Here is a 23,325-nt window from a genome sequence, read left to right as displayed (position 1 = left end):
AATATTAAAAAGCACTGAAATATCAGTGCTTTTTTCAATCAGAACATTTTACGAATATTAATTCCGGTACTGAATGTACGTTTAGGTGATGGTTCAAAATATCGCTCATTACTATCATTGACAATCACAGATCCAGCATAACGGCGATTAAATATATTATCTATACGTGCATAGCTGCTTACTGTCCAGCCACGATGAGCCCATTCATAGCCGATATTCGCTGAAGTAAGAGCATAAGCAGGTGCATAATCACTGTTACTGTCATTAACATATATTTTATCCATATAGCGGATATCCATACCCCCCTGCCATCCTTGCTTAGGTTGCCATTGAAATCCTAAATAAAACTGGTTTTGAGCAACTCCCGGAATTTTATTACCTTTGCTAACAGCGGCTGCTTTACCTTGTGCTGCTATTTCACTATCAAACTTCGCATTCACATAGGAATAACTCGCCTGCACTTGTAAATCCTGCCACAACTTCTTTTGCCAAGCTAATTCACTACCATATCTTTTCGTCCGGTCAGCATTACGAAACGTACTTCTGCCGCCAGATGAAACCGCAGAAACAATATCATTGTGAGTTTCAGTATGAAAAATTGTAGCTATCAGTTGGCCCCACAGCTGTTCAAATTTTAGTCCTGCTTCAACTGTATCATTGCTAGAAGGCTTAAGATTACGATTAAAACCAGCCTGTCCATCCGGTCTGTATGCCATTTCAGTAAATGTCGGTGTTTCAAAACCTTTACCATAAGCAACATAGGCTGCTGCCTGATTACTAAAGTTCCAGCCTAGTGAAATACCGGGCAACAGTTTATGGTATCGCATAGTACTACTATCATCACCATTAGCCAGATAATGATCACGTGTTCTGAAATGCACATTGCTATAGCGTAACCCGCCATCCAAATGCCATTCAGGTAAAAATTTCCATGAAAACTGAATATAAGGATCTAAATTCCATAAGGTATTATCCTCATCACGGCGTAATTTTCCTTTAATCCCTAAATGCGCACCACTAAAATTATTATAACCCTGCCGGTCCTCATTTTCCTTATCAAACGCCACACCTCCAATCACAGTTAGATTAGGTATTGTATTTGTATTCAGCCAGCGAATATCAGTTCCATAATAATAACGGGTAAAATCGATAACACCTCCGGCATGTTTAGGAGCTGTCTGAGCTTTGGCCGGAATTGACTGGTACTGCACAACGTGACGCCGGCCGGCATACGCCATAGCATATAAACTGTTATGCTCATTAATTGATTTATCCCACGTCAGACCGGTCTGACTCTGGTCAATTTCTTTACGCATATTATAATCTCTGACATTCTGAGCTACCTGACGTGGATTTTCTTGCCACTGTTTACGTGTCAGTCCTCCGGGATCAGCAGCACGGATACGAACCTGATTAAGTACCCAATTCAATGTACTGCCATCATTTAAATCCCAAGTAAATTTTGCGTTATTGAGGACTTTTCTTGCGTCGCTATGTTCCCTATAACCATTGGTATCAAAGTAACTTGAACTTATATTATATGCCGGTAAACTCGCCGCTTTACTTCCGCCTTGTAACTGAAATGAAGTTTGCTGCTTAGCGAAACGCGCTGTGTTAAAACCAACACTGACACTCGGATTACCTGTACCCTCATGGGTTGTCGCGAGAATAGTTCCTCCAGAAGAGTTACCATATAAAGAAGAAAAGGGTCCGCCAAGTACCTCAATTTTCTCCAGATAATTTAAATCGATATTGGATGTCTGCCCCTGTCCATCGGGCATAGAAGACGGAATTCCATCAACATAAATCCTGATTCCGCGAACACCGAATGTCGAACGGGCACCAAAACCTCTCATGGATATTTGCATATCCTGAGCATAATTTTCTCTTTCGAGAGCTTGTAAACCCGGAATAGCCTTCAAAGCATCAGAGATATTAGTTTTAGGCGTATTTTTGAGTGTATTTGCATTTACAGTATAAACAGAAGCTGTAGTATCCAGCCATTTTGAATTAGTGCGTAAAGCAGTGACTTCGATATCCGGCAAATCTGCTTCATCTTTTTTATCATTGGCATAAGCCATAAATGGCAGCGCTGTCAGTGACAAAGCTAATATTTTCAGATGTGTGTGTATCATAACTACTATTCTTAAAATTAAAAATATTAATATAAAATTATTATAAAATTAACCAACCGTGACAGATAACATTTATGAATATTTACTGTCAATAAACTATTAAAAATATGGCTTGTAGATTAATTTATATTTTCCTAAACATAATATTATCTTATTAATATTTTAAAATATCACATTCTGAAAATACTTTTTTCAACGCTGATAGAAAAATAATCAGGTAAAAAAACTGCCGGTTTAAGCCGGCAGTTTTTCACTATTAAAATTTATAACAACGGACCCACCAGACGCACTGTATTCTCCACCAGCCCCCACCACTTTGAACGAGCCTGCCATGTTTTCAGTTCGATAAATTCACAAGCTTTCAAATAAGTACTCTGTAATGCCACTACAGTTTCAGTCATACCTTCATCATAAATAGCCAGACTAATTTCCATATTGAGATAAAAACTGCGCATATCCATATTTACAGTGCCAAACAAAGTGTAGTCACTATCTACAGTTAAAGTTTTAGCATGTAACAGCCCACCCTTAAACAAAGCAATTTTTACCCCAGCCTGTAATAGTCTTGGATAATATGCACGTGAAGCATATTTCACCAGCATTGAATCCACTGCTTCCGGTACAATCAGAGTAACATCCACTCCCCTGGTAGCAGCCGTAGTTAAAGCCAGCAGCAAAGCATCATCTGGAACAAAATAAGGCGTCGTAATAATAATACGTCGTGTAGCGGCGTGGATTGCATTAACAATAGTGTCATAAATAACCGGACTGCCTTGCTCAGGTGCTGAAGGAATCACTTGTACCACTACACCACTTTGTTCCTGTTGTGCAACTTGCAGATTATGCATGAGCGCCTGTTTACCATAACTGTCTACCCATTGCTGTACTTGCATTAAATTAGATTCAGTTTCTACTGCCATATCACCGGCAAATACTGCTGCCAGAGGTTGTACCAGACTTCCTTCACAACGCATCATCACATCAACCCATTGTCCGACACCGGCATTTTTTTTGAAAAAACGCGGGTCGACCAGATTAAAACTGCCGGTATAACCAATTTTCTGATCTATAACCGCAATTTTACGATGATTCCGTAAATCTGCGCGTACAAGAAAAGTACGCCATAATTGAACGGGTAAAGCTTCAGTCAATGTAATACCTGCATTGCGTAAACGCTGAGGCCAGTCACTACGCCAGAATTTTACACTACCAATACTGTCAACCAGCATACTGGTAACCACACCTCGTTGTGCTGCTGCAATAGCATCATTCAGCAGTTTAATAATTTCTCCCTGCGGATCAACAATATAAAAAGCCAGTAAACAACTTGTTTTCGCATGCTGAATATCATAACGAATGGCGGCAATAATTTCTTCATCATTGGTAAGAAGCTTTAAGTGATTGTATTCGGTAGCCTCAAATCCGGTTTTATCGGCTGCAATCAAACTGATACCATGATAACGCTCATTCAGACCACTACAAGCATGCTGATTGAAATTATGCAGATATTTATTACTGAATCCCTGATAAAATTTCACCAGTTCATTCTGACGACGTAGCCGGCGTGAACCCAGTCTGGGTTCGCCAATTAACAAGTAGCCTACAGCCCCGACTAAAGGAAAAGCCATTAACATCAGAATCCAAGCAACGGAAACTCCCGTATTACGCTGATGATATAACACTCTCACTACCAGAACAGTAACCACAATCACATGTAATACAACAAGAATTTCAGCCCAGGGTATATCATGTAACATATAAGTAAACCAATTATTTAATGTCTAGAATATAGTAGATTATAAATGGATAAATAATCTATATAATGAATAGAGATAAATATCAGATAAAAAATTCTGGCAGGTACAGAAAACTAAGTCTGTAGCTGCCAGAAATAGCAAGTAATTATTCACATCAATTATTTGTTTCAGAATTGATTGATATTCTCTGAAATACAAATAATTAATTCTGATGATAGTCTGCAGAAATGCGATGTACCGCATCTACTGCACATTTCACCATTTCCGGATTAGTATATTGATTGATACCATGACCCAGATTAAATACATGTCCGCTGCCAGCTCCGTAAGCAGCAAGTAAACGTTTAACTTCGTCTGTAATACTTTCTGAATCACCAAATAGAGCCAGCGGGTCAAGATTTCCCTGTAATGCCACCTGCTGTCCGACCAACTGACGTGCCTGCTGTAAATTGACAGTCCAGTCCACGCCTAACGCATCAGCACCCAGTGCAGCTAATTGTTCCAGCCACTGGCCACCGCCTTTAGTAAATATAATGACTGGTACCCGACGACCATCTGCTTCACGCTGTAAGCCTGAAACGACCTGTTGCAAATAGCGTAAATCAAACTCCTGAAAAGCTTTATCGCTGAGAATTCCGCCCCACGTATCAAAAATTTGTACGGCCTGTGCACCTGCAGCTATCTGTTCATTCAAATAAGCAGTTACTGTCTGTGCATTAATATCCAGTATCCGGTGTAACAATTGCGGTCGCTGATAAAGCATGGTTTTCAATAAACGAAAATCCCGACTGCCTTCTCCTTCAACCATATAACAGGCTAATGTAAACGGACTGCCAGAAAAACCAATTAACGGTACACGACCGTTCAAAGCATTACGTATACTATGAACAGCATCGAACACATAGCGCAAACGGTTCATATCAGGAACCTGTAAACGTATCACATCGTTTTCATGCTGCAACGGATGAGTAAATTTAGGTCCTTCACCTTCGACAAAATGCAAACCCAGCCCCATTGCATCCGGTACAGTAAGAATATCGGAAAACAAAATAGCAGCATCCAGTGCAAAACGCTCCAATGGCTGGAGAGTCACCTCTGTAGCCAGCTCTGGATTATGACAAAGTGAGAGAAAACTGCCGGCTTTCGCCCGTGTTTCTCTGTACTCCGGTAAATAGCGTCCAGCCTGTCTCATTAACCATACCGGCGTATATTCAACCGGCTGCTTTAGTAAAGCACGTAAAAAAGTATCGTTATGTAAAACTGCCATAATTAACCTCAGGCAGTTAGTACATACAGTACCAACTGCCTGTTAAATAAGAACTAAAAATTACAACTCATCATTATTACCAATTGTGGCCAGAATTTCATTACGCTGCTGCTCGGCAGCCTCGCTCTGACCCGATTGCTCCAGTACTTTAGCTAATAACAATCTGGTTACATTATTATTACTGGCCTGCAAACTGGTTTCGAGATAAGTTTTTGCCTTTCCCCACAGTTGTTGCTGATAACTTAACTCACCCATCAACAATAGTAAGTCCGGGTCTTGCGGATTTTGTTGTAACCACTTATCGACGGTTACCATATTTTTTTGCTGTTCTTTACTACTTAGATATTGATTGGCCTGATTAAATGCAGGTAATAGTGAAGCATCATGAGTGCGCGGATAATATTTTTTTACCCATTTCAATGCCTGAGTATACATACCTAGCTGAAGATATTTTTCTGCAATATTTGCACTAAGTGTACTTTCACGTTCATCTACCGGAATCAAATTAAGATTGCTTTTCAGCTCACCCGGCTCTTTAACATTTGCCAGTAACTGTCGATAAGCCCAGTATTGGTAATTATTCTGTTCGCTTTCGCTTAACGCCCCTGCGCGGCTTAATTTACCAACTGCTTCCAAAACACCTTGAGCATCATGCTTTTCCCAGTCATATCGTAACTGCAGCTTAACAAGCTGGGTTAAATTCGGATTGATTTTGGCTGCTGCTTCCAGTGCACTTCTGGCTTGCTGATCATTGTGCTGTGATAAAGCTGATTGAGCCAGAAGCAAATAGCGGGAAAGCTGCTGTTTTTCCGGCAACTTTGCAATTTCATCTAAATAACGGTCTCGTGTTGTACTGTCATCCATCTGATCAGCACTATGCGCAGCCAGTAATAAGGCCAGAGCACGACTGTGTTGCCCCTGTTTATTACGTAAGACCCGCTCAGCCTCACGCTCAGCAAACTGATAGCGACCTTCAAAGTAGGCTAAACCAGCATGATTTAATGCTGTTTCAACCTGATGGCGCTGATGATTGATACGCCAGTGATGCCAGTGACCGGGTAAATGCACAAAACCCATAACAATGCGTAAAAATATATACAACAGCACTACCGTTAGCAGCACAAGACCAATAAACAGCTGCAGATTGATACGTATCAGAGTTTGCTCAACTACAATATACACATCACCACTATAATATTTCGCACCCAGTACGACACCCACTGCAACAATAAACAGAACAATCAACCATAATAGAGATCTCATAATGAATGGTCTCCTTGTCTGGAAGAGGACGCTGCAGAAGCATTATTACTGTTTATAGGGCTAGCCAGTTGTTGTTCGGTATGTACCGGTACACTGCTGGCAGATGATGCACTTAAATCCGGCAACGCCGTTGACATATCCATTCCAGACTGATTCTGGTATTCACGCACAGCAGCCAGGCTGGCTGACAGACTACTGTCCTGACTAGTTTGCACATTAAGTGTCTTTAACTGAGTTAATTCTTTCAGCCACGACTGCGTTGCTGCTGAACTACCGTCAAAATATTGCTTAACAGCAGTTTCTGCACCATTTAAATCAGCAACATAAACTTCTCCGCGACGCTGAATCAGAGCAATACGTGCATCCAGCAATCGCAGCCGCAGATTTTCACGTACAAAATATATCTGTTCAGGCGACATTAGCATTGAATCATTGTGATTAATGTGACGCACTTCTACCATACTGCGTAAAGAGTGCAAAGTATTTTGCCATGTACGCTGCCACCATGAAGCATTTGGATTCACCGGTGTATTACTTGTCACTCCGGGCTGTAACTGACTTTCAACTACTAACGGCAGACCTGCTATAGCAGACTCAAGACGATTCAGACGCAATGAAACACTGGCAACATCCAGATAAGGCCGGTTTTTCAGATTTTCCAAATCACTGCTTATAGCCTTTTTGATAGGCAGTAATTGCGGCTGGTCAAAGCGGGACAGCCTGCCATCCAGACTTTCAAGTACATTTACTGCAACAGGAACATTACCGGAAATCAGCAACTGCTGAGAGGCAAGATTCAATGTGGCTTCTATTTCATCAACCAGCCAGTCAGTGCGATTTTTTACCAGCTCCTGATAGGCACGGGTAAGCCGGTCTACATTATCACCCTGAGTTTTCTGTTGGGTTTGAATTTCCTGCAACTGACGACTTAACTCATCAATACGTGTCAGGCTGGTTTCTATCGAAACAGCTGTTTTGCTGGCACTAATCCCAGCATTGTCGATTTTCTGATCAAATTGTAGCTGCTGGTTTTTAAGCTGATTCTGTCCTTCAACAAATAAAAACCCACTGGCTCCCAGAGCCAGTAATGATAATACCAGTGCACCCAGAGCAATTCCCTTACCTGAGCCGGATTGCGACTGTTTTACCGGGGATGGCTGAACAGGAATACTAGATGTAGAAGCATCTGATACTGTGTTGTTTTTATGGAAATTCATAGTTTGATGTGTCGTGTTTTGATCTTTATTGGTAGCTTCAGTAATCGCAGAAGTAGCCGATTCGGGCGGAGCACTAACTTCGCCTTGTTTATTCACCAGCAATGGCTGCTTTTCCTGTTCAGGAGGCTGGCCAGCCTGTGCATTCTGTTGTTCACTCATTCGGTATACTCCCTACTTTATATAATAGGTTAACAGCACTACTGAAGAAAATATCATCAGGTGCTGCGTGAATGCAAAAGTGCCAGTCCGCGACATAAGTTCGGAACATGAAGTGTCTGGACTCCATATCCGGTTAACGCAGCATCTATGCGCGGATGGTGAACTAAGTATAACAAGCTTTTGCTAACTACGTACAAATCCGGAGGTAATTGAGTAAACCACGCCCGGACTGCGGCAGTTGTCGTCATATACACTGCCTTCAAATTTCCCTGTTCGGCCTGTTTTGAAATAACTGACCAGTTTATAGGTACCGGATTTCGCTGATATACTTCTGCTACCTCAATTTGCCATCCTAGTTGATGCAGTTGCTTAATCAGCCAGTCGCGGCCACCTATACCTCTAATCAATAGCAATTTACCTTTACGCTGCTGCCATACAGGCAAATGTAAAACTGCTTCACTATCATGTCCGTTTTCCGGATAAACAATCTGTTTAAATCCATAACCGGATAATGCTGATGCCGTAGCAGCACCCACTGCTACATGTATTAATTTATCAGAACGTGAAACATAATTTGCAGCAATATGTACGGCACTCGGGCTAACCCAGAAAATAATATTCTGACTCTGGCTTTGACAAGATAGCCGGTTTAAAGCCGCTGATTGTGTTTGTAATTGAAGATATTCAAGTAAAATAGGTTGCCAGCCATAATGAATGCAACAGTCTATATCGGCAGTGGCTGCCTGCGGCGGACGCATTAGCACCAGACATGGTAAAGTATTCATCGGGTAGATAAAACATCATTAATTAACTGCTGCGCACCTTGATCAGCTAGCTGCTGTGCAACCATCAAACCCAGCTGCTCTGCTTCACTAATATTTGCCTTTTCACTGGCTCGCAACACTGTTACACCATCTACAGATGCCACTAAACCACGTAACTCAAGCATGCCGGATTTTTCAGTACAATATGCTGCCAGCGGTACCTGACAGCTACCACCAAGTACACGTGCCAGAGTACGTTCTGCAGTAACACAGGCTGCTGTAACAGGATCGTGTAATGGTTGTAATAAAGTCAGTAAGTCCTCACGATGAGCGGCGACCTCTATAGCCAGAGCCCCCTGACCGGCAGCTGGCAGCAATATTTCTGGAGATAATATACACTGAATTCGCCGCCCTAAACCCAGTCGCTCAAGACCGGCTGCAGCAAGAATAATTGCAGCATATTCCTGTCTGTCAAGTTTCTCCAGACGTGTTTGCAAATTACCCCGCAGAGGCTTTACCTGCAAATCAGGATACAGCAACCTAATCTGAGCTTCCCGACGCAGACTTGAAGTTCCGACTATGGCATTAGCCGGTAAATCAGCCAAACAGCTAAACTGATGAGAAACAAATGCATCAAACGGATTAGCCCGCTCAGTTATTGCTGCCAAGATAAAGCCATCCGGAAGTTGCATAGGAACATCTTTAAGAGAGTGCACAGCAATATCTGCTGTTTCCTTTTGCAAGGCTAACTCAAGCTCTTTTATAAATAATCCCTTACCACCTATTTTGGATAAAGACTGATGCAATATCTGATCACCCCGGGTTGTCATACCCTGAATTTCAACAGATAACCCCGGATATGCAGTCTGAAGACATTGCTGTACATAATGAGCCTGCCACATAGCCAAAGTGCTCTCGCGGCTGGCAATGACTAAATCATTTTTTGTCATATTAATTTACAAGAATCAAGAAAATCAGAACAGAAATTTTAGCACTAACTAAAATTTGATTTTGATATACCACCCGTATCAGCAGGATAAAGAATGTGCATCAGGACGTTGCAGTAATTCATTAACCAGACCAGATACACCAGCCTGAGCCGGGGCGCGAATAATCTGTACATTTTGCAAGCCATCAATCGGCTGGGGATCAACAAGGTAAATTTCAGCGTTCGGTGGTATATACCGGATTAGACCAGCGGCCGGATAAACCTGCAAGGAAGTGCCAATGATAATTGCAATATCAGCTGAACGCATCACTTGTATAGCCTGTTCAATCATAGGCACCGCCTCACCAAACCAGACAATATGCGGCCTCATCGGAAAACCATTAACATCAACATCTGTTACGTTCTGATCCCCCAGGCAATCCACAATATAATTTTCATCAACACAGCTTCTGGCTTTTAACAACTCACCATGTAAATGTAAAACATGAGTACTTCCGGCTCGCTCATGCAAATCATCTATATTTTGAGTAATTATATCTACATCATAACCATCTTCCAGACGTTTCAGAGCAACATGAGCAGAATTGGGTTCGGTTTTTAGCAGCTGACGTCTCAGTTGATTATAAAAATTAAGCACATATAATGGCTGACGCTTAAATGCCTCCGGTGTTGCCACATCCTCTACACGCTCACCTTCCCACAAACCTCCCTGATTACGAAAAGTCTGTAAACCGCTTTCAGCACTAATACCGGATCCGGTTAATACAACAATATGCTGTCTGTTTGAGTTGGGCATAAATTCCATCATCAGATATGTATAAAAGCCGTAATCGCTGCTTTCAGTCGTTGTAATCCTGCCTGTAAATCAGCATCATTCAATAACAGACTCGGAGCCAGACGCAAGACATTATTACCGGCAACCAAAACCAGCAAACCATGTTGTAAAGCCAATTGCATTAACTGAGCAGCCTTTCCGGTATATGTCTCAGACATAACACAGCCAAGTAGTAATCCCTGGCCCCTTACCTGAGAAAATACACCAGTTGATTCAGCCAATTCTTGCAATCCTGCCTTTAATTTTTTCCCTTGCTGAAGCACATTTTTCATCGTTTCCGGTGTATTAATAATATCAAATGCAGCACAGCCGACAGCACAAGCCAACGGATTACCACCAAAAGTACTGCCATGGCTGCCCGGCGTAAAACTATTCCCTATATGAGCTGTGGTCAGCATTGCACCAATAGGAATACCACAACCCAAAGCTTTGGCGCTGGAAACTATATCTGGCTGAACATCATAATATTGATGGGCAAACAGTTTTCCTGTTCGTCCCATACCTGTTTGTACTTCATCAAAAATCAATAAAGCCTGATGCCGGTCACAAGCCTCTCTGGCTGCCTGCAAAAATTCTTCAGTTGCCGGCAATACTCCGCTTTCCCCCTGAATAGGTTCAATGACAACTGCACAGGTTTTATCGTTAACAGCTGCCACAATAGCTGAGGAATCATTAAACGGAATATGTTTAATTCCGGTAGGTAAAGGTGCAAAATCATTGCTATATTTAGGTTGCCCTCCTACTGATACCGTAAACAAAGTACGTCCATGAAATCCGTTTACACAAGCTATAATTTCATGTTTTTCAGTTCCGGCAAAATGATCTCGTGCATACTTACGAGCCAGCTTGAAAGCAGCTTCATTTGCTTCAGCTCCGGAATTACAGAAAAATACTTGCTCAGCAAAGGTATTTTCTACGAGTCTTTTTGCTAAATCCTGTGCCGGCTGTGTTGTATAAATATTAGAAATATGCCAAAGCTTGTGTGCCTGTGTAGTCAGTGCCTGAATTAATGCAGGATGGCAATGCCCCAGTGCATTAACAGCAATACCGCCGGCTAAATCTATATATTCCTGACCATTATCATCCCACACCCGACTGCCCTGTGCATGATCCGGCAGGATAGGTGCAAAAGTAAAATTCGGGGTTAAATAGTTGTGCATTTTTCTCTCTATTTATTATAAAAACATAATTTGATTTGTAAAATTATATATTGTTACAGCAATCATGAATTAAAGTCTGATGAATTAAAATATAGCCACAAAACAACTAAATTTTGTATAAACAATACAAGATTACCACTTAGATAATAATAAATTCAAATATGTATGCTATTTAATCAAAATATATCAATATTTTTTGCCGCTTAATAATTAAATTTGAAATTCTTTTCACTAAAACAGATACAAGCACAATCCATTAATTAACTTGGAGTTTTAAAAATCAGTCTTGATTAAAATTCAGATTTGTCAGATTGACAAAATAAAAACTACTTCAATCATATTAATATCACATCTGACGTAAGCGATTAATCCGGTTATCCAGTGTCGGATGAGTACTGAAAAGAGCATCAGCAGTTTCACTGGCAATTCCAAAAGCCTGCATACCAGCAGGTAAATGACTGGTTTCACCTTTTAATCTTTGCAGGGCAGCTATCATTTTAGGCGCACCCACCAGACGTGCTGCTCCCGCATCTGCACGATATTCGCGCTGGCGACTAAACCACATAACTATTAAACTTGCCAGAAAACCGAACACTGTCTGCAAAATCATACTTACCAGATAATAAATACTATGAGATACCTCCCCATCTTCTTTTCGGGCTACAACATCAGCAATGCGGTTAGCCCAGAAAAAAACAAAAGTATTAACCACTCCCTGCAACAATGTCATTGTCACCATATCTCCATTGCCAATATGAGCCATTTCATGAGCAAGCACGGCTTCTACTTCATCCTGCGACATACTATGCAGCAGACCAGTACTTACTGCCACCAGTGAGCTGTTACGTGTAGCTCCGGTAGCAAAAGCATTAGGTTCAGGAGAATCATAAATAGCCACCTCGGGCATAGCAATATTCCACTGACTGGCCAGACTGGCAACTGTATTTAACAGCCAGGCCTCTGCAGCTGTTTGTGGCTGACCAATAATCTGTCCATTAACTGAATTAAGTGCCAGCGTTTTGGACATTAGCAAAGAAATAATAGAACCGGTAAAACCAACAACAGCAGCCAGTAATAACAAAATACCATTGCCGTTACTATAAATATTAATACCTAAAAGTGCACAAAGAATATTCAGAACAACATTAATAACAATGATGACTGCAAGATTGGTAGCAATAAACAATACAATACGTTTCACATTATGCCCTTTTAATTTCTGTAAAAATTCATCAGTACAATAATATCAGTGACATAAAAACTAATAATATTCAGTTTTCATTTAATCTGAAAACTGATATTTTATTTATAAGTTCATAAACCAATTATTTAAAAGTTTTCGAAATCAAAACCTAAAATTATAATAATAAGCATATAATGACATATAAATATATGCTTGAATAATATTATAGCGCTGAAATTTCAAAGACGTACTTGCCCCTGCCCCATAACGATCCATTTCTGACTGGTTAAACCATATAAACCCACCGGACCGCGTACATGGACTTTGTCAGTAGAAATTCCAATTTCTGCGCCTAAGCCATATTCATACCCATCAGCGAAACGAGTTGACGCATTCACCATAACACTGGATGAATCTACCATACGCAGGAATAACTGTGCATGAGATAAATCATTTGTAATAATACTGTCTGTATGATGGCTACCATAATAATTAATATGACTGATGGCTTCACTGACATCATTGACTACTTTTATTGAAAGAACCGGAGCCAGATACTCAGTTGACCAATCAATTTCTGAAGCTGGAATAATATCATTATGCAAAATTTTCTGAGTAAGCTGACAGCCTCGTAACTCAACACCTTTTTCTGAATATTTTTGTTGAAGTACAGGTAATAACTCTGCTGCACGACTAACATGAACCAGCAAAGTTTCCATAGTATTGCACGTGCCGTAACGCGATGTTTTAGCATTTACAGCAATATTAATCGCCATTTCTGCTTCTGCAGAAGCATCAATATACACATGACATATACCGTCCAAATGTTTGATAACCGGTATACGTGCTTTTTCATTTACCCGCTGCACCAGACCTTTACCGCCCCGCGGAATAATTACATCAATATATTCAGATAAACCCACCAGTATATCTACACCGGCACGATCAGTATCAGTCAGCAGATTAACAGCAGTTTCCGGTAAGCCAGCTTTCTTTAATGATGATGTAATGACCGAAGCGATTGCCTTATTAGTATTGATTGCTTCGCTGCCACCCCGTAACACGCAACTGTTACCTGTTTTCAGGCATAATATGGCTGCGTCCAGAGTCACATTCGGGCGAGATTCATAAATCATACCTATTACACCTAACGGCACACGCATTTTACCGAGCGTAATACCATTAGGCAGTACACGAAACTCATCCATTTCACCCACTGGATCCGCTAATGCAGCAACCTGATGTACACCATCAATCATTGCCGCTATCCTGCTTTCATTAAGTTGCAACCGATCAAGTAAAGCAGTATCTATTCCCTGTTTTCGTGCTGCACTTATATCAGTTTCATTAGCAGCAAGAATCCTATTTCGTTCAGCAGACAGACCCGATGCAATAAATGACAATAACTGATTTTTCTGTGCAGTAGATGCCATATTAAGAGCATAACAAGCATCTTTGGCTGCTTTAGCCATTTCAGTAATATACTTGGTTAATTCCACGCAAATCTACTTTCTACAAAGACAACACAAAAATCATTCGTATTCTCATATAAAATCACACAAGATACATTTACCCAACTAAAACAACCCTTGCATACCCATTAAAAATTATATGATATGTTAATTAAATCCTCTTTCGAAATTGTCTTACAACGAAACAATTAATCAATATGCGTATCTGTTGAATCTTTAAACTGAGTCTGAGGTTTTAATACAATCAAATTATCTACTGCACCTATTGCAGCAATATCCTTGCCCGGATAATCAAGTTCAGTGAGGAAATGGCGTATACAATTGAGTCGTGCGCGTTTTTTATCGTCAGATTTAATTACTGTCCATGGCGCATCGCCGGTATGAGTATGGAAAAACATATCGTTTTTAGCTTCGGTATAATCATCCCAGCGATCCAAAGACTGAATATCAACAGGAGAAAGTTTCCAGTGCTTTAAAGGATCATCGCGCCGTGAAATAAAACGACGTAACTGCTCTTCACGGGAAACAGAAAACCAAAATTTAAACAAATAAATACCACTATTTACCAGCATACGCTCCAATTCCGGAGTCTGGCGCATAAACTGCAAATATTCATGAGGCTGACAAAAGCCCATTACACGTTCCACACCGGCACGGTTATACCAGGAGCGATCGAAAAATACCATTTCACCACTTGTAGGCAAGCGCTCAATATAACGCTGAAAATACCATTGACCCTTTTCAGTCTCAGTAGGCTTTTCAAGAGCCACTACCCGTGCACCACGAGGGTTAAGATGCTCCATAAAGCGTTTAATCGTTCCCCCTTTACCCGCTGCATCTCTGCCTTCGAATAAAGATACAATTTTCTGACCCGACTCCTTAACCCAGTTTTGCACTTTCAAGAGTTCAATTTGCAATTTGGCTTTTTCTCGCTCATATGTTGAACGTCTCATCCGGGTACGATAAGGATAATTTGAAGGTAATGGCGCTGTAGATGAATCTTCATCAGTATGCCTGCCTTCCAATACACTTCTCTCAAAAACTTTCAATCTTGCTTCTTTATCATTCGTACTAATTTCATCAGACTGCTCAGTCTGTGATTGTTGCTCACTCATATTGTTCCTTTCTTTTTAAACCAAAATCAGGCATAAAATTTATTTTAAAGATTGTGATAATTCGTTTAAACATTGTAACTCAATGTTATGCAATTACACCAAACAATATGACAAATTTAAAATAAACTATTGATATAATTTTTATATATTTATAGACATACTATTCCCAAATTCAAATTTATATATTTAAAAATATATTTTACACATTGAATTTTAAGAACATTATTAATTAATTAAATATTAATGATTTAATATATTTATATTTCAATAGTAAATAAAAATGGACAATCCGAATGATTGCCCATTTTAGTAAATTACAATTTTATTAATACAAAATTTTAAAATAATGAGTCTAACTGACTATTAGTACCAGATTGCGGGACAACTGGTACTTCTCCGGCATCATCAGCATCACCACTTTTACCATTCGTTTTGGCTGTTACCGGTCCGTCAGCACGATTATCCAATGGTAAATCAGGATTAGTTGTCTGATGTTCTTTAAGAAAATATTCTCCGGATTTCTGAATAATACCGGCCGGAACAGGTGTATTCACAATAGGTTTGCCTTTTAATGCATAACGCATATATTCCAGCCATACCGGTACAGCAATTGTACCCCCAAAGGCTGAACGCCCCATACTGCGCGGACGATCATATCCTATATAAACTGCGCTAACGATGTTCGGATTAAAGCCTACGAACCAAGCATCCTTATTATCATTAGTTGTACCCGTTTTACCTGCAATATCGCTACGCCCAAGTGCGTGTGCACTATAAGCAGTACCATGATTAACTACATCCATCATCATGTGATATAAAATGAATGCATTGCGCGGATCAATAGCCTGTGGCGCATTTTGCTTAGCAACTAATGGTTGCATTTGCGCACGCAGGTTACCACGACTGTCATAAATCCGGTCAATCACATAATTGGAAACTTTAAAACCACCATTAGCAAAAATAGCATAACCTTCAGCCATCTGCATTGGCGTTACCTCACCACTACCAAGTGCCATGGATAGACTATTCGGAATCTGATCCAAACGAAAACCAAAATGCTGGATATATTGTCTGGCATAGTCAACACCCATAGCCATCAGTATACGGATTGAAACCATATTTTTGGATGCAGTTAAGGCCTGACGTAACGTGATAAACCCAGCATAACGACCGTCTGAGTTTTTAGGTGTCCAAGCACGCCCGCCTGCACCCATTCCCGGCATAACAATCGGAGCATCATTTACCACTGTCGCCGGCGTGAAGCCTTTAGCAATAGCTGCTGAATAAATAAAAGGCTTAAAAGAAGAACCAGGCTGACGTTTGGCCTGAGTCACACGGTTAAAACTTCGACGATAAAAATCATAACCACCTACCAAAGCTTTTACAGCTCCAGTCTGAGCATCCAGAGCAACAATCGCCCCCTGAAGCTCCGGCTGCTGTACAATTCGATAACTCTTACCATCACCTCGTACATGTACTACTGAGCCCACACGTACGGCAGCGTCATCCAGTTTCGCATTATTAATGGTTCGTTTAATCCAGTTATAACTACTACCGCTAATTCTGCTTTCACCTACACCGCCTATGTACACCACAATTGAATTTGAACCAAGTTCAGTTACTACAGCCGGCAACATACCGTCTACAGCAGAACGATTTGCCAGATACTGTTCTATCTGCTCATCACGAATATCTTCCGGGATTTTACTCAGGTCAAAAAATCCTTCCGCCCCACGGTAAGCCGAACCCCTATCAAAATTATTCAATGTTTTACGCAATGCTTCTGTTGCTACAGCCTGATCCTGTGAATTAACTGTTGTATAAACGCGAAATCCCTGCGTATAGGCTGCATCACCATATTTTTCATACATTTGCTGGCGAACCATTTCAGCAACATAGAGCGCATTCTGATCTATAGGCTGCTGATAATGAACGTAATTTAATGGTTCTGCAAAAGCAGCATCAGCCTGAGCAGGTGTAATTTTGCCCATTTCCACCATATTATTGAGGATATAACGCTGGCGCATTTTAGCCCGTTGCGGATTTACAACAGGATTAAAGGTGGAAGGAGCCTTAGGCAAACCAGCCAAAATCGTTGCCTCTGCCAAGTCCAGTTTTTGTACCGGCTTATTAAAATAAACCAGAGAAGCAGCAGCAAACCCATAAGCACGCTGCCCCAGATAAATCTGATTAAAATAAAGCTCAAGAATCTGATCTTTACTTAATTTTTGTTCAATCTTGTAAGCAAGAAGCGCTTCATTGAATTTACGCGTATAGGTGCGCTCATTAGTCAGATAAAAATTACGTGCTACCTGCTGAGTAATCGTACTGGCACCAGATTGCACACCGCCAGTTAGATTTGTAATCAAAGCACGGGTTACACCAATAAAATCGACTCCGCCATGATCATAAAAACGTTTATCTTCAGCGGCTACAACTGCATCTTTCAGCACCTGAGGAAAGTCATTGATTCTTGTAAAAGCACGTTTTTCCTCTCCAAACTGCCCCAGCAGTTTATTATCTGCCGAATAAATTGTAAGCGGCAGTTTGGGTTGATAATGCGTCACCGCTTCCAGAGAAGGCAGCTTCGGATAAGTAACCATAATCGCTACTGCCAGCAAACCGACAGCAAAAAGCGCCAGCCCGGCAAGCAAACCTACGGTTGAAAGTAATAATTTTCTAATCATAATCAACTAATTTTCATTTAAGGCTGCGAAATATATCCAAAATAAAGTAAACTTTGGTCTTAAATTTGTTAGCAACACAGAACAGTAATTTTCAACACCCGACATTACCCGTTTGATAAACAGACAGAAAGCCCTTTCATGAAACTGAATAATTTCAAAATAAATTCAAAGAATAAGAAGGTGGCCACAACATCCTCGAGACAAAGTCTTGGTATCAGTATTACTGATAAAAGCATTAATATGGTGCTATTAAATGCACGCAGTTTAAATCAATTTCGTCTCGAAAAATACGTTGTTGTCCCTCTACCAAAAAATATTGTAGGTAATGGCAGTATAGAAAATCATGAAGAACTTGTTGCTTACCTACAACAGGCAAAACAAAAACTACAAAGTAATTGCCGGAATATTACAGCGGCAATTTCACAAAAGCAGGTGTCAGTCCAATTCCTCGACCGTGATCTGGATACAGAGTATACCGAAGAAGAACAAATTATGGCTGAACTGAGTCAATATGACTCTCTGGATGAAGTCAGTTATGATTATCAGAAGATTGATGCAAACGATCAGGGGAAAGAATGTCTGTTGCTGGTTAATGGTAAGCGGGAAGATGTAAACATACTGATGGATGTCTATACTGATGCCGGAATAATACCCAGCCAGATGGATGTAGATTTAATGGCGATAATGAATAGTGCCATCACTTGGATCAATTTCAGACAACCTGAACTTACCAATAAATGTGTTGCTGTCTTCAACATTGATTACAGTGAAACCCAGGCAATTATCATGTGCCATGGTAAATTACTCTACAAACAGGAAATTAATCTTGGCTATGATCATTTAACGCAGTCTTTAAGACGCAACTATCAGTTAACCGAAGAGGAAGCATGGAACATGCTTTATAATCCTTCCAAACCTGAAGATTACAATACAGCTGTGGCACAGCCATTCCAGCAACAGTTTATTCAGGAAATACAGAGGGTATTGCAGTTTTACTTTACTTCAGCCAGTCAGGAAAACGAAATTGATGAAATCCTGATTTTCGGCTACGGCAACAAAGGTGCTAATGAATTTACTGAAAGTATTATTCAGCAGACACGAATACCTGCACAGCAAATCAACCCTGTATTACTGGCACAGCCAAGTGATAACATCCCACAGGCGAAATTACTTCAAGACAGCAGTTTATTAACCGTTCCATTTGGTCTGGCTATAAGAGGATTATAAGATGTTACCTTTATTAAAAATTAACCTGCTGCCTTACCGTGAAGCATTACAAGCCAAGCAAAAAAAGCAATTTCAGACATTATTAGCCGGAGCTGCTCTAATTGGGTTCGGTCTAGCTTTCCTCGGCTATCTGGCTGTTGAAAGTAGAGTAAGCAGCCAGGAAAGCCGTAATCTGGTGTTAGAGAACGGTATTAAAAAACTGGATTCAGAAATAGCAGAAATTTCCAAGCTGCAGGAAGAACGTAAGAACTTTATCGCGCGACAGGAAAAAGTTGAAGAACTATCAAACAAACGATTTGAAGCTGCGCGTATACTGGATACATTAAATACTGTAGCACCTATGGGATTGTACATAACCAGTATTGAAGCTCAGAATTCCTCTACATACATAGTCAATGGTAAAGCATTCAGTGATGCTAAAACTGCTGCATTCATGAATGCAATACCGGGACAATTATTCAGCACTCCGGAATTACTCAATATTAAACGGGTAAATAATGTACAAGAATTCAGTATTCGTATTCCTCTGAATAGCAACATTGGGCAACCATATGACATGACTCAGGCAAATCAGAATACTAATCCAATCTCAACAGATACTGCAGATCAAAATGAGTCAGCGTCTGATGCAGCAGCCGCATCAAACTGAAGGAGTAGTTGAACATGGCAAAAAATATTGACTTGAAAGCAATTGATTTAAACTCCTTACCTCAGCAAAGTAAACCTGTACAATTAGGTATTGCCGGATCAATCATTGTTATTATTCTAATTCTCGCCTACTTCTTTGTTTACAGTGGTTTAAATGGACAAATCAGCCAGCTGCGTGAGGAAGAGGAAAAACTGAAACAGACATATACAGAAAAAAGCCGACAGGCTGCTCATCTTGATGCTTTAAAAGCAGAACTGGACTCTATTAATGGTTCATTTAATATATTATTAAAGCAGCTGCCAACTCAGGCTGAAATTCCGAATCTGATTCAGGAATTACATGAATGCGCAACCAAAAACGGACTGAATATGGACAGTGTAACACCTGCCCAGGTCCAAAATACTGAATCAGATAATCAAACTGACAAAAAATCTGAACAGCAGGTAATTCAGACATTACCTTATAACATCACCCTAACTGGAAATTACAATCAGATTAGTCAGTTTCTCCGCGATGTAGGAAAATTATCACGAATCGTAACGTTGAACTCAATTGTTATTAAACGGAATGAAAAAGATAATACGCTTACTTTGAACGCGGTTGCCAATACCTATAAAGCGCTAACCGATGCAGAAATAAAAGAACAGAACAATGATAAAAAATAGGTCTAGTTTCTGCAAAACAGTACTTTATAACATATATGCAACGGATAAATTATGAATAAATATTTACTTTTTCTTGGTCTTTTCGCATTAGGTGCCTGTTCTTCAGCAAATGAAGATTTACATGAATGGATGCAAAATACCAGACAGCAGGTAAAAACTCAGAATGTTAAACCTAATGAAACCAAGTTAAATATTCAGCCTACTTATACGCCACCTGTACAACCAAAACTAAATATTTTTGATCCGGCAAGATTTAAAGCCGGGGTTCAGGGTTCGAATGCACCAGATTTAAACCGGCCTAAACAAATTCTGGAAAATTTTTCATTAGATGAATTACATTACGTTGGATTGATAAAGGGTGCAGGTAAAGCTCCTTCCGCATTTATTGCTGTAAACGGACATGTATATACCGTTAATGTGGGAAATTATCTCGGACAAAGTTTCGGACGTATTACGGCAATAACGCAAGATGAAATTGTTATTTCAGAATTAGTTGAAGATTCGTACGGTAACTGGACAACACATCGTGCCAGCTTACCTTTACAGGCTGCAGACAGCACCTCCACGGAAACATCCGAACAAGACGACTGATACAAGTAACCCATTTAAGAATAAAAGGTACCAATTATGAAAATGAAAACCATATCTATTTTATCCACTCTGGGTCTGGGTTTACTGAGTCAGAGTATAATGGCAGGAAATATTACTGCTATTAATGTTGGTGCACTGCAAAATCAACAACGATTGATAAAAATTCATTTTGATAAAGACCCGGCACTACCACGGGGTTTTACAACCGAAAATCCTGCACGTATCGCCCTAGATTTTGCAAGTACAGGTTTAACCGTACCGCAGAATCTGCTTAAATTTGATGATTCTGTATTACAGCAGATTGAAGCTGGTCAGACAGCTGATCGGACACGCATCATGCTGTCACTATCAAAAGCAGCACAATATAATGCAACCATAAAAGGTAATGAAGTTTGGGTTTATGTACAAGACCCGCTTCCGGTTAAAAACAAAGTAAAAAATAAACAAGCTTCTGTTGCTGCCGATCCTGCCCCGGTATTCAATGCACCATATCCGGCATCTAATATAACTGAACAAGTAGTTAACCGTCAGACTTCCAGTGCAGCTGATAATGCCTACAATGTTGCTGATCCGGTGCCGGTTAATATAGATTTCCAGAAAGGTAAAAACGGTAATGGTGTGGTTTCCATTATCGGATTGAATGGCAAAGCACAGCCTACCATTAAAAGTAATGCAGCTACTCTTACTTTAACCTATAAAAATGTTCCTTTATTAACTGAACAGCAACGTAACTTAGATGTTACCGATTTCAGTACACCGGTACGAGCCATACGTTTGCGCAGAATCGGAAACGATACCGAGGTTAGTATTCAGATGCAGGGCGACTGGGACTATACTCAAATGACAAGCGGCAATAATCTTGTCCTGCAGATTTCACGCAAATTTGATGTAGAAAATAAGGGAATACAAGCTAATAATAAATCATTTAAAGGTAAACGCGTATCTCTGGATTTTCAGGATATTGATGTCCGCACTATTTTACAAATTCTGGCAAAAGAATCTGGCATGAACATTGTCGCCAGTGACAGCGTTCAAGGCAAAATGACCATTTCATTGAAAGATGTTCCATGGGATCAGGCTCTGAACCTGGTTATGGAAACACGAAATCTTGATATGCGCCGTGAAGGAAATGTTATCAACATTGCTCCGCGTGATGAATTCATGTCCAGAGATACTGCCTCTCTTGAACAACAAAGGAAACTGGATGATTTAGGTCCGTTAATTTCTCAGACATTCCAGCTTAAATACCGCAGTGTAGAGGATTTTAAGAAAATATTGCATTTGTCAGATGACGGTAGCTCAAGCGATAGTAAAAGTATTCTGAGCCCTCGCGGGAGTGCCTTACTCGATCCGGCAACTAACACTTTAATTATTACTGATATTAGTAGTGTAATTAAAAAATTTGAAAAACTGATAGCTCAGGTTGATATTTCTTCTCAACAAGTATTAATTGAAGCAAGGATTGTTGAAACTACAGATAGTTTCGCGCGTGAACTAGGTACTAAGTTCGGTTATACTAGAGGAACTACCCATACTGATATTGGCGGTACAGTTTCTCTTCAGGATGATAATAAAGGTACGACCCGTAATCCGAATTTTGAACTTGGATTTCCAAATATTAATCTAGGTGTAACTAATCCTACTTCCGTTGTATCCTGGGTACATAAATTTGCTTCAGGTGCGTTAGCTTTGGAACTTTCAGCATCTCAGGCTCAAGGTAAAACCAAAATTATTTCTTCACCCCGTGTATTAACTCAGGACCGTAAAGAAGCCAAAATTGAATCAGGTTATGAAGTTCCGTACCAGGAAGCTACTTCAAGTGGCGCCACCTCAACCAGTTTCAAAGATGCTGTCTTGGGGTTGAAAGTAACACCACAGATTACTCCTGACGGCAATATCATTATGACATTGAATGTACAGAATGATCGTCCGATTGCCTGTTCAAATGTCGCACCGGATGTACTTCGTTCAGGCGATATCTGTATGCAAAAACGCAATGTTGTTACCCAGACCATGATTGAAAATGGTGGAACATTAATCATTGGTGGCATTTACAATGAAAATAATGAAAACAGTGTGGATAAAATACCTTTATTAGGTGATATTCCGGGCATTGGTAATTTATTTAAACACAGAAAGAATACCCAGCAACGTAATGAATTACTTGTTTTCATTACACCTCGGGTAGTTGATTCTGCCAGCGCACCTTTGAAATATTAATTAACCTTTT

The 23,325-nt window shown here is 40.2% G+C and carries 18 protein-coding genes; 5 read left to right on the top strand and 13 right to left on the bottom strand.

Going from position 1 to position 23,325, the window contains the following annotated elements:
* Positions 1-38: 38 nt before the first annotated feature.
* The 13 genes from H3U73_RS02335 to H3U73_RS02275 form a co-directional block, all read right to left on the bottom strand.
* Positions 39-2,135, bottom strand: a complete 2,097-nt coding sequence (locus H3U73_RS02335; RefSeq protein ID WP_198189969.1) for a TonB-dependent receptor — start codon at positions 2,133-2,135, stop codon at positions 39-41.
* Between the two features lie 263 nt (positions 2,136-2,398).
* A complete protein-coding gene (cls, locus tag H3U73_RS02330) occupies positions 2,399-3,892 on the bottom strand; it encodes a cardiolipin synthase (RefSeq protein WP_198189968.1) in 1,494 nt (497 codons plus the stop codon).
* Positions 3,893-4,094: 202 nt separating this feature from the next.
* Positions 4,095-5,159: a uroporphyrinogen decarboxylase gene (hemE, locus tag H3U73_RS02325; RefSeq protein ID WP_198189967.1), complete on the bottom strand. Its 1,065-nt coding sequence runs from the start codon at positions 5,157-5,159 to the stop codon at positions 4,095-4,097.
* Between the two features lie 60 nt (positions 5,160-5,219).
* A complete protein-coding gene (locus H3U73_RS02320) occupies positions 5,220-6,422 on the bottom strand; it encodes a heme biosynthesis HemY N-terminal domain-containing protein (protein WP_084549802.1) in 1,203 nt (400 codons plus the stop codon).
* Complete coding sequence (locus H3U73_RS02315) at positions 6,419-7,798, bottom strand: uroporphyrinogen-III C-methyltransferase (protein WP_084549805.1); 1,380 nt, start codon at positions 7,796-7,798, stop codon at positions 6,419-6,421. Before H3U73_RS02315 ends, H3U73_RS02320 begins: the two co-directional genes overlap by 4 nt.
* Positions 7,799-7,854: 56 nt before the next feature.
* Positions 7,855-8,583 carry a uroporphyrinogen-III synthase gene (locus H3U73_RS02310; RefSeq protein WP_084549807.1) on the bottom strand — a complete coding sequence of 243 codons (729 nt, stop codon included), beginning with the start codon at positions 8,581-8,583 and terminating at the stop codon, positions 7,855-7,857.
* Complete coding sequence (gene hemC, locus H3U73_RS02305; RefSeq protein ID WP_084549809.1) at positions 8,580-9,512, bottom strand: hydroxymethylbilane synthase; 933 nt, start codon at positions 9,510-9,512, stop codon at positions 8,580-8,582. Before hemC ends, H3U73_RS02310 begins: the two co-directional genes overlap by 4 nt.
* A 78-nt stretch (positions 9,513-9,590) precedes the next feature.
* Positions 9,591-10,307, bottom strand: coding sequence for an NAD-dependent deacylase (locus tag H3U73_RS02300; RefSeq protein WP_084549815.1), 717 nt, complete (start codon positions 10,305-10,307; stop codon positions 9,591-9,593).
* 11 nt (positions 10,308-10,318) lie between these two features.
* Positions 10,319-11,506, bottom strand: a complete 1,188-nt coding sequence (locus H3U73_RS02295) for an acetylornithine/succinyldiaminopimelate transaminase (protein ID WP_084549811.1) — start codon at positions 11,504-11,506, stop codon at positions 10,319-10,321.
* 346 nt (positions 11,507-11,852) lie between these two features.
* Positions 11,853-12,707 carry a protease HtpX gene (gene htpX, locus H3U73_RS02290; protein ID WP_198189966.1) on the bottom strand — a complete coding sequence of 285 codons (855 nt, stop codon included), beginning with the start codon at positions 12,705-12,707 and terminating at the stop codon, positions 11,853-11,855.
* Between the two features lie 221 nt (positions 12,708-12,928).
* On the bottom strand, positions 12,929-14,188 hold the full coding sequence (locus tag H3U73_RS02285) for a glutamate-5-semialdehyde dehydrogenase (protein ID WP_280521968.1): 1,260 nt from the start codon (positions 14,186-14,188) through the stop codon (positions 12,929-12,931).
* A 161-nt stretch (positions 14,189-14,349) separates the two neighbouring features.
* Positions 14,350-15,276, bottom strand: a complete 927-nt coding sequence (gene ppk2 / locus H3U73_RS02280) for a polyphosphate kinase 2 (protein WP_025331034.1) — start codon at positions 15,274-15,276, stop codon at positions 14,350-14,352.
* A gap of 338 nt (positions 15,277-15,614) precedes the next feature.
* Complete coding sequence (locus tag H3U73_RS02275) at positions 15,615-17,963, bottom strand: penicillin-binding protein 1A (protein WP_084550913.1); 2,349 nt, start codon at positions 17,961-17,963, stop codon at positions 15,615-15,617.
* Between the two features lie 180 nt (positions 17,964-18,143).
* Between H3U73_RS02275 and pilM the strand changes: the two genes are divergently transcribed.
* From pilM to pilQ, 5 genes are read left to right on the top strand one after another with little or no spacing between them, the layout of a single operon-like run.
* Complete coding sequence (gene pilM / locus H3U73_RS02270) at positions 18,144-19,190, top strand: type IV pilus biogenesis protein PilM (protein ID WP_172397391.1); 1,047 nt, start codon at positions 18,144-18,146, stop codon at positions 19,188-19,190.
* A 1-nt stretch (position 19,191) separates the two neighbouring features.
* Positions 19,192-19,839 (top strand): PilN domain-containing protein, encoded by a 648-nt coding sequence (locus H3U73_RS02265; protein ID WP_084550903.1) that lies wholly within the window; start codon positions 19,192-19,194, stop codon positions 19,837-19,839.
* 14 nt (positions 19,840-19,853) lie between these two features.
* Positions 19,854-20,504, top strand: coding sequence for a type 4a pilus biogenesis protein PilO (locus H3U73_RS02260; protein WP_084550901.1), 651 nt, complete (start codon positions 19,854-19,856; stop codon positions 20,502-20,504).
* Positions 20,505-20,555: 51 nt separating this feature from the next.
* Complete coding sequence (locus H3U73_RS02255) at positions 20,556-21,095, top strand: pilus assembly protein PilP (RefSeq protein WP_084550899.1); 540 nt, start codon at positions 20,556-20,558, stop codon at positions 21,093-21,095.
* Positions 21,096-21,131: 36 nt separating this feature from the next.
* On the top strand, positions 21,132-23,315 hold the full coding sequence (pilQ, locus tag H3U73_RS02250) for a type IV pilus secretin PilQ (RefSeq protein WP_084550897.1): 2,184 nt from the start codon (positions 21,132-21,134) through the stop codon (positions 23,313-23,315).
* Positions 23,316-23,325 lie beyond the last annotated feature (10 nt).

The sequence above is a fragment of the Snodgrassella sp. W8124 genome (assembly GCF_016100875.1).
GTDB classification, from domain to species: domain Bacteria; phylum Pseudomonadota; class Gammaproteobacteria; order Burkholderiales; family Neisseriaceae; genus Snodgrassella; species Snodgrassella alvi.
The sequence above is the reverse complement of the archived record's forward strand: the minus strand, read 5'-3'. Positions and strand labels throughout refer to the sequence as shown.

What these genes read in the sequence shown, in the direction of transcription:
- H3U73_RS02335 (WP_198189969.1), bottom strand. Translation starts at nt 2,135, where the DNA reads ATGATACACACACATCTGAAAATATTAGCTTTGTCACTGACAGCGCTG.
- cls (WP_198189968.1), bottom strand. Translation starts at nt 3,892, where the DNA reads ATGTTACATGATATACCCTGGGCTGAAATTCTTGTTGTATTACATGTG.
- hemE (WP_198189967.1), bottom strand. Translation starts at nt 5,159, where the DNA reads ATGGCAGTTTTACATAACGATACTTTTTTACGTGCTTTACTAAAGCAG.
- H3U73_RS02320 (WP_084549802.1), bottom strand. Translation starts at nt 6,422, where the DNA reads ATGAGATCTCTATTATGGTTGATTGTTCTGTTTATTGTTGCAGTGGGT.
- H3U73_RS02315 (WP_084549805.1), bottom strand. Translation starts at nt 7,798, where the DNA reads ATGAGTGAACAACAGAATGCACAGGCTGGCCAGCCTCCTGAACAGGAA.
- H3U73_RS02310 (WP_084549807.1), bottom strand. Translation starts at nt 8,583, where the DNA reads ATGAATACTTTACCATGTCTGGTGCTAATGCGTCCGCCGCAGGCAGCC.
- hemC (WP_084549809.1), bottom strand. Translation starts at nt 9,512, where the DNA reads ATGACAAAAAATGATTTAGTCATTGCCAGCCGCGAGAGCACTTTGGCT.
- H3U73_RS02300 (WP_084549815.1), bottom strand. Translation starts at nt 10,307, where the DNA reads ATGCCCAACTCAAACAGACAGCATATTGTTGTATTAACCGGATCCGGT.
- H3U73_RS02295 (WP_084549811.1), bottom strand. Translation starts at nt 11,506, where the DNA reads ATGCACAACTATTTAACCCCGAATTTTACTTTTGCACCTATCCTGCCG.
- ppk2 (WP_025331034.1), bottom strand. Translation starts at nt 15,276, where the DNA reads ATGAGTGAGCAACAATCACAGACTGAGCAGTCTGATGAAATTAGTACG.
- H3U73_RS02275 (WP_084550913.1), bottom strand. Translation starts at nt 17,963, where the DNA reads ATGATTAGAAAATTATTACTTTCAACCGTAGGTTTGCTTGCCGGGCTG.
- H3U73_RS02265 (WP_084550903.1), top strand. Translation starts at nt 19,192, where the DNA reads ATGTTACCTTTATTAAAAATTAACCTGCTGCCTTACCGTGAAGCATTA.
- H3U73_RS02260 (WP_084550901.1), top strand. Translation starts at nt 19,854, where the DNA reads ATGGCAAAAAATATTGACTTGAAAGCAATTGATTTAAACTCCTTACCT.
- H3U73_RS02255 (WP_084550899.1), top strand. Translation starts at nt 20,556, where the DNA reads ATGAATAAATATTTACTTTTTCTTGGTCTTTTCGCATTAGGTGCCTGT.
- pilQ (WP_084550897.1), top strand. Translation starts at nt 21,132, where the DNA reads ATGAAAATGAAAACCATATCTATTTTATCCACTCTGGGTCTGGGTTTA.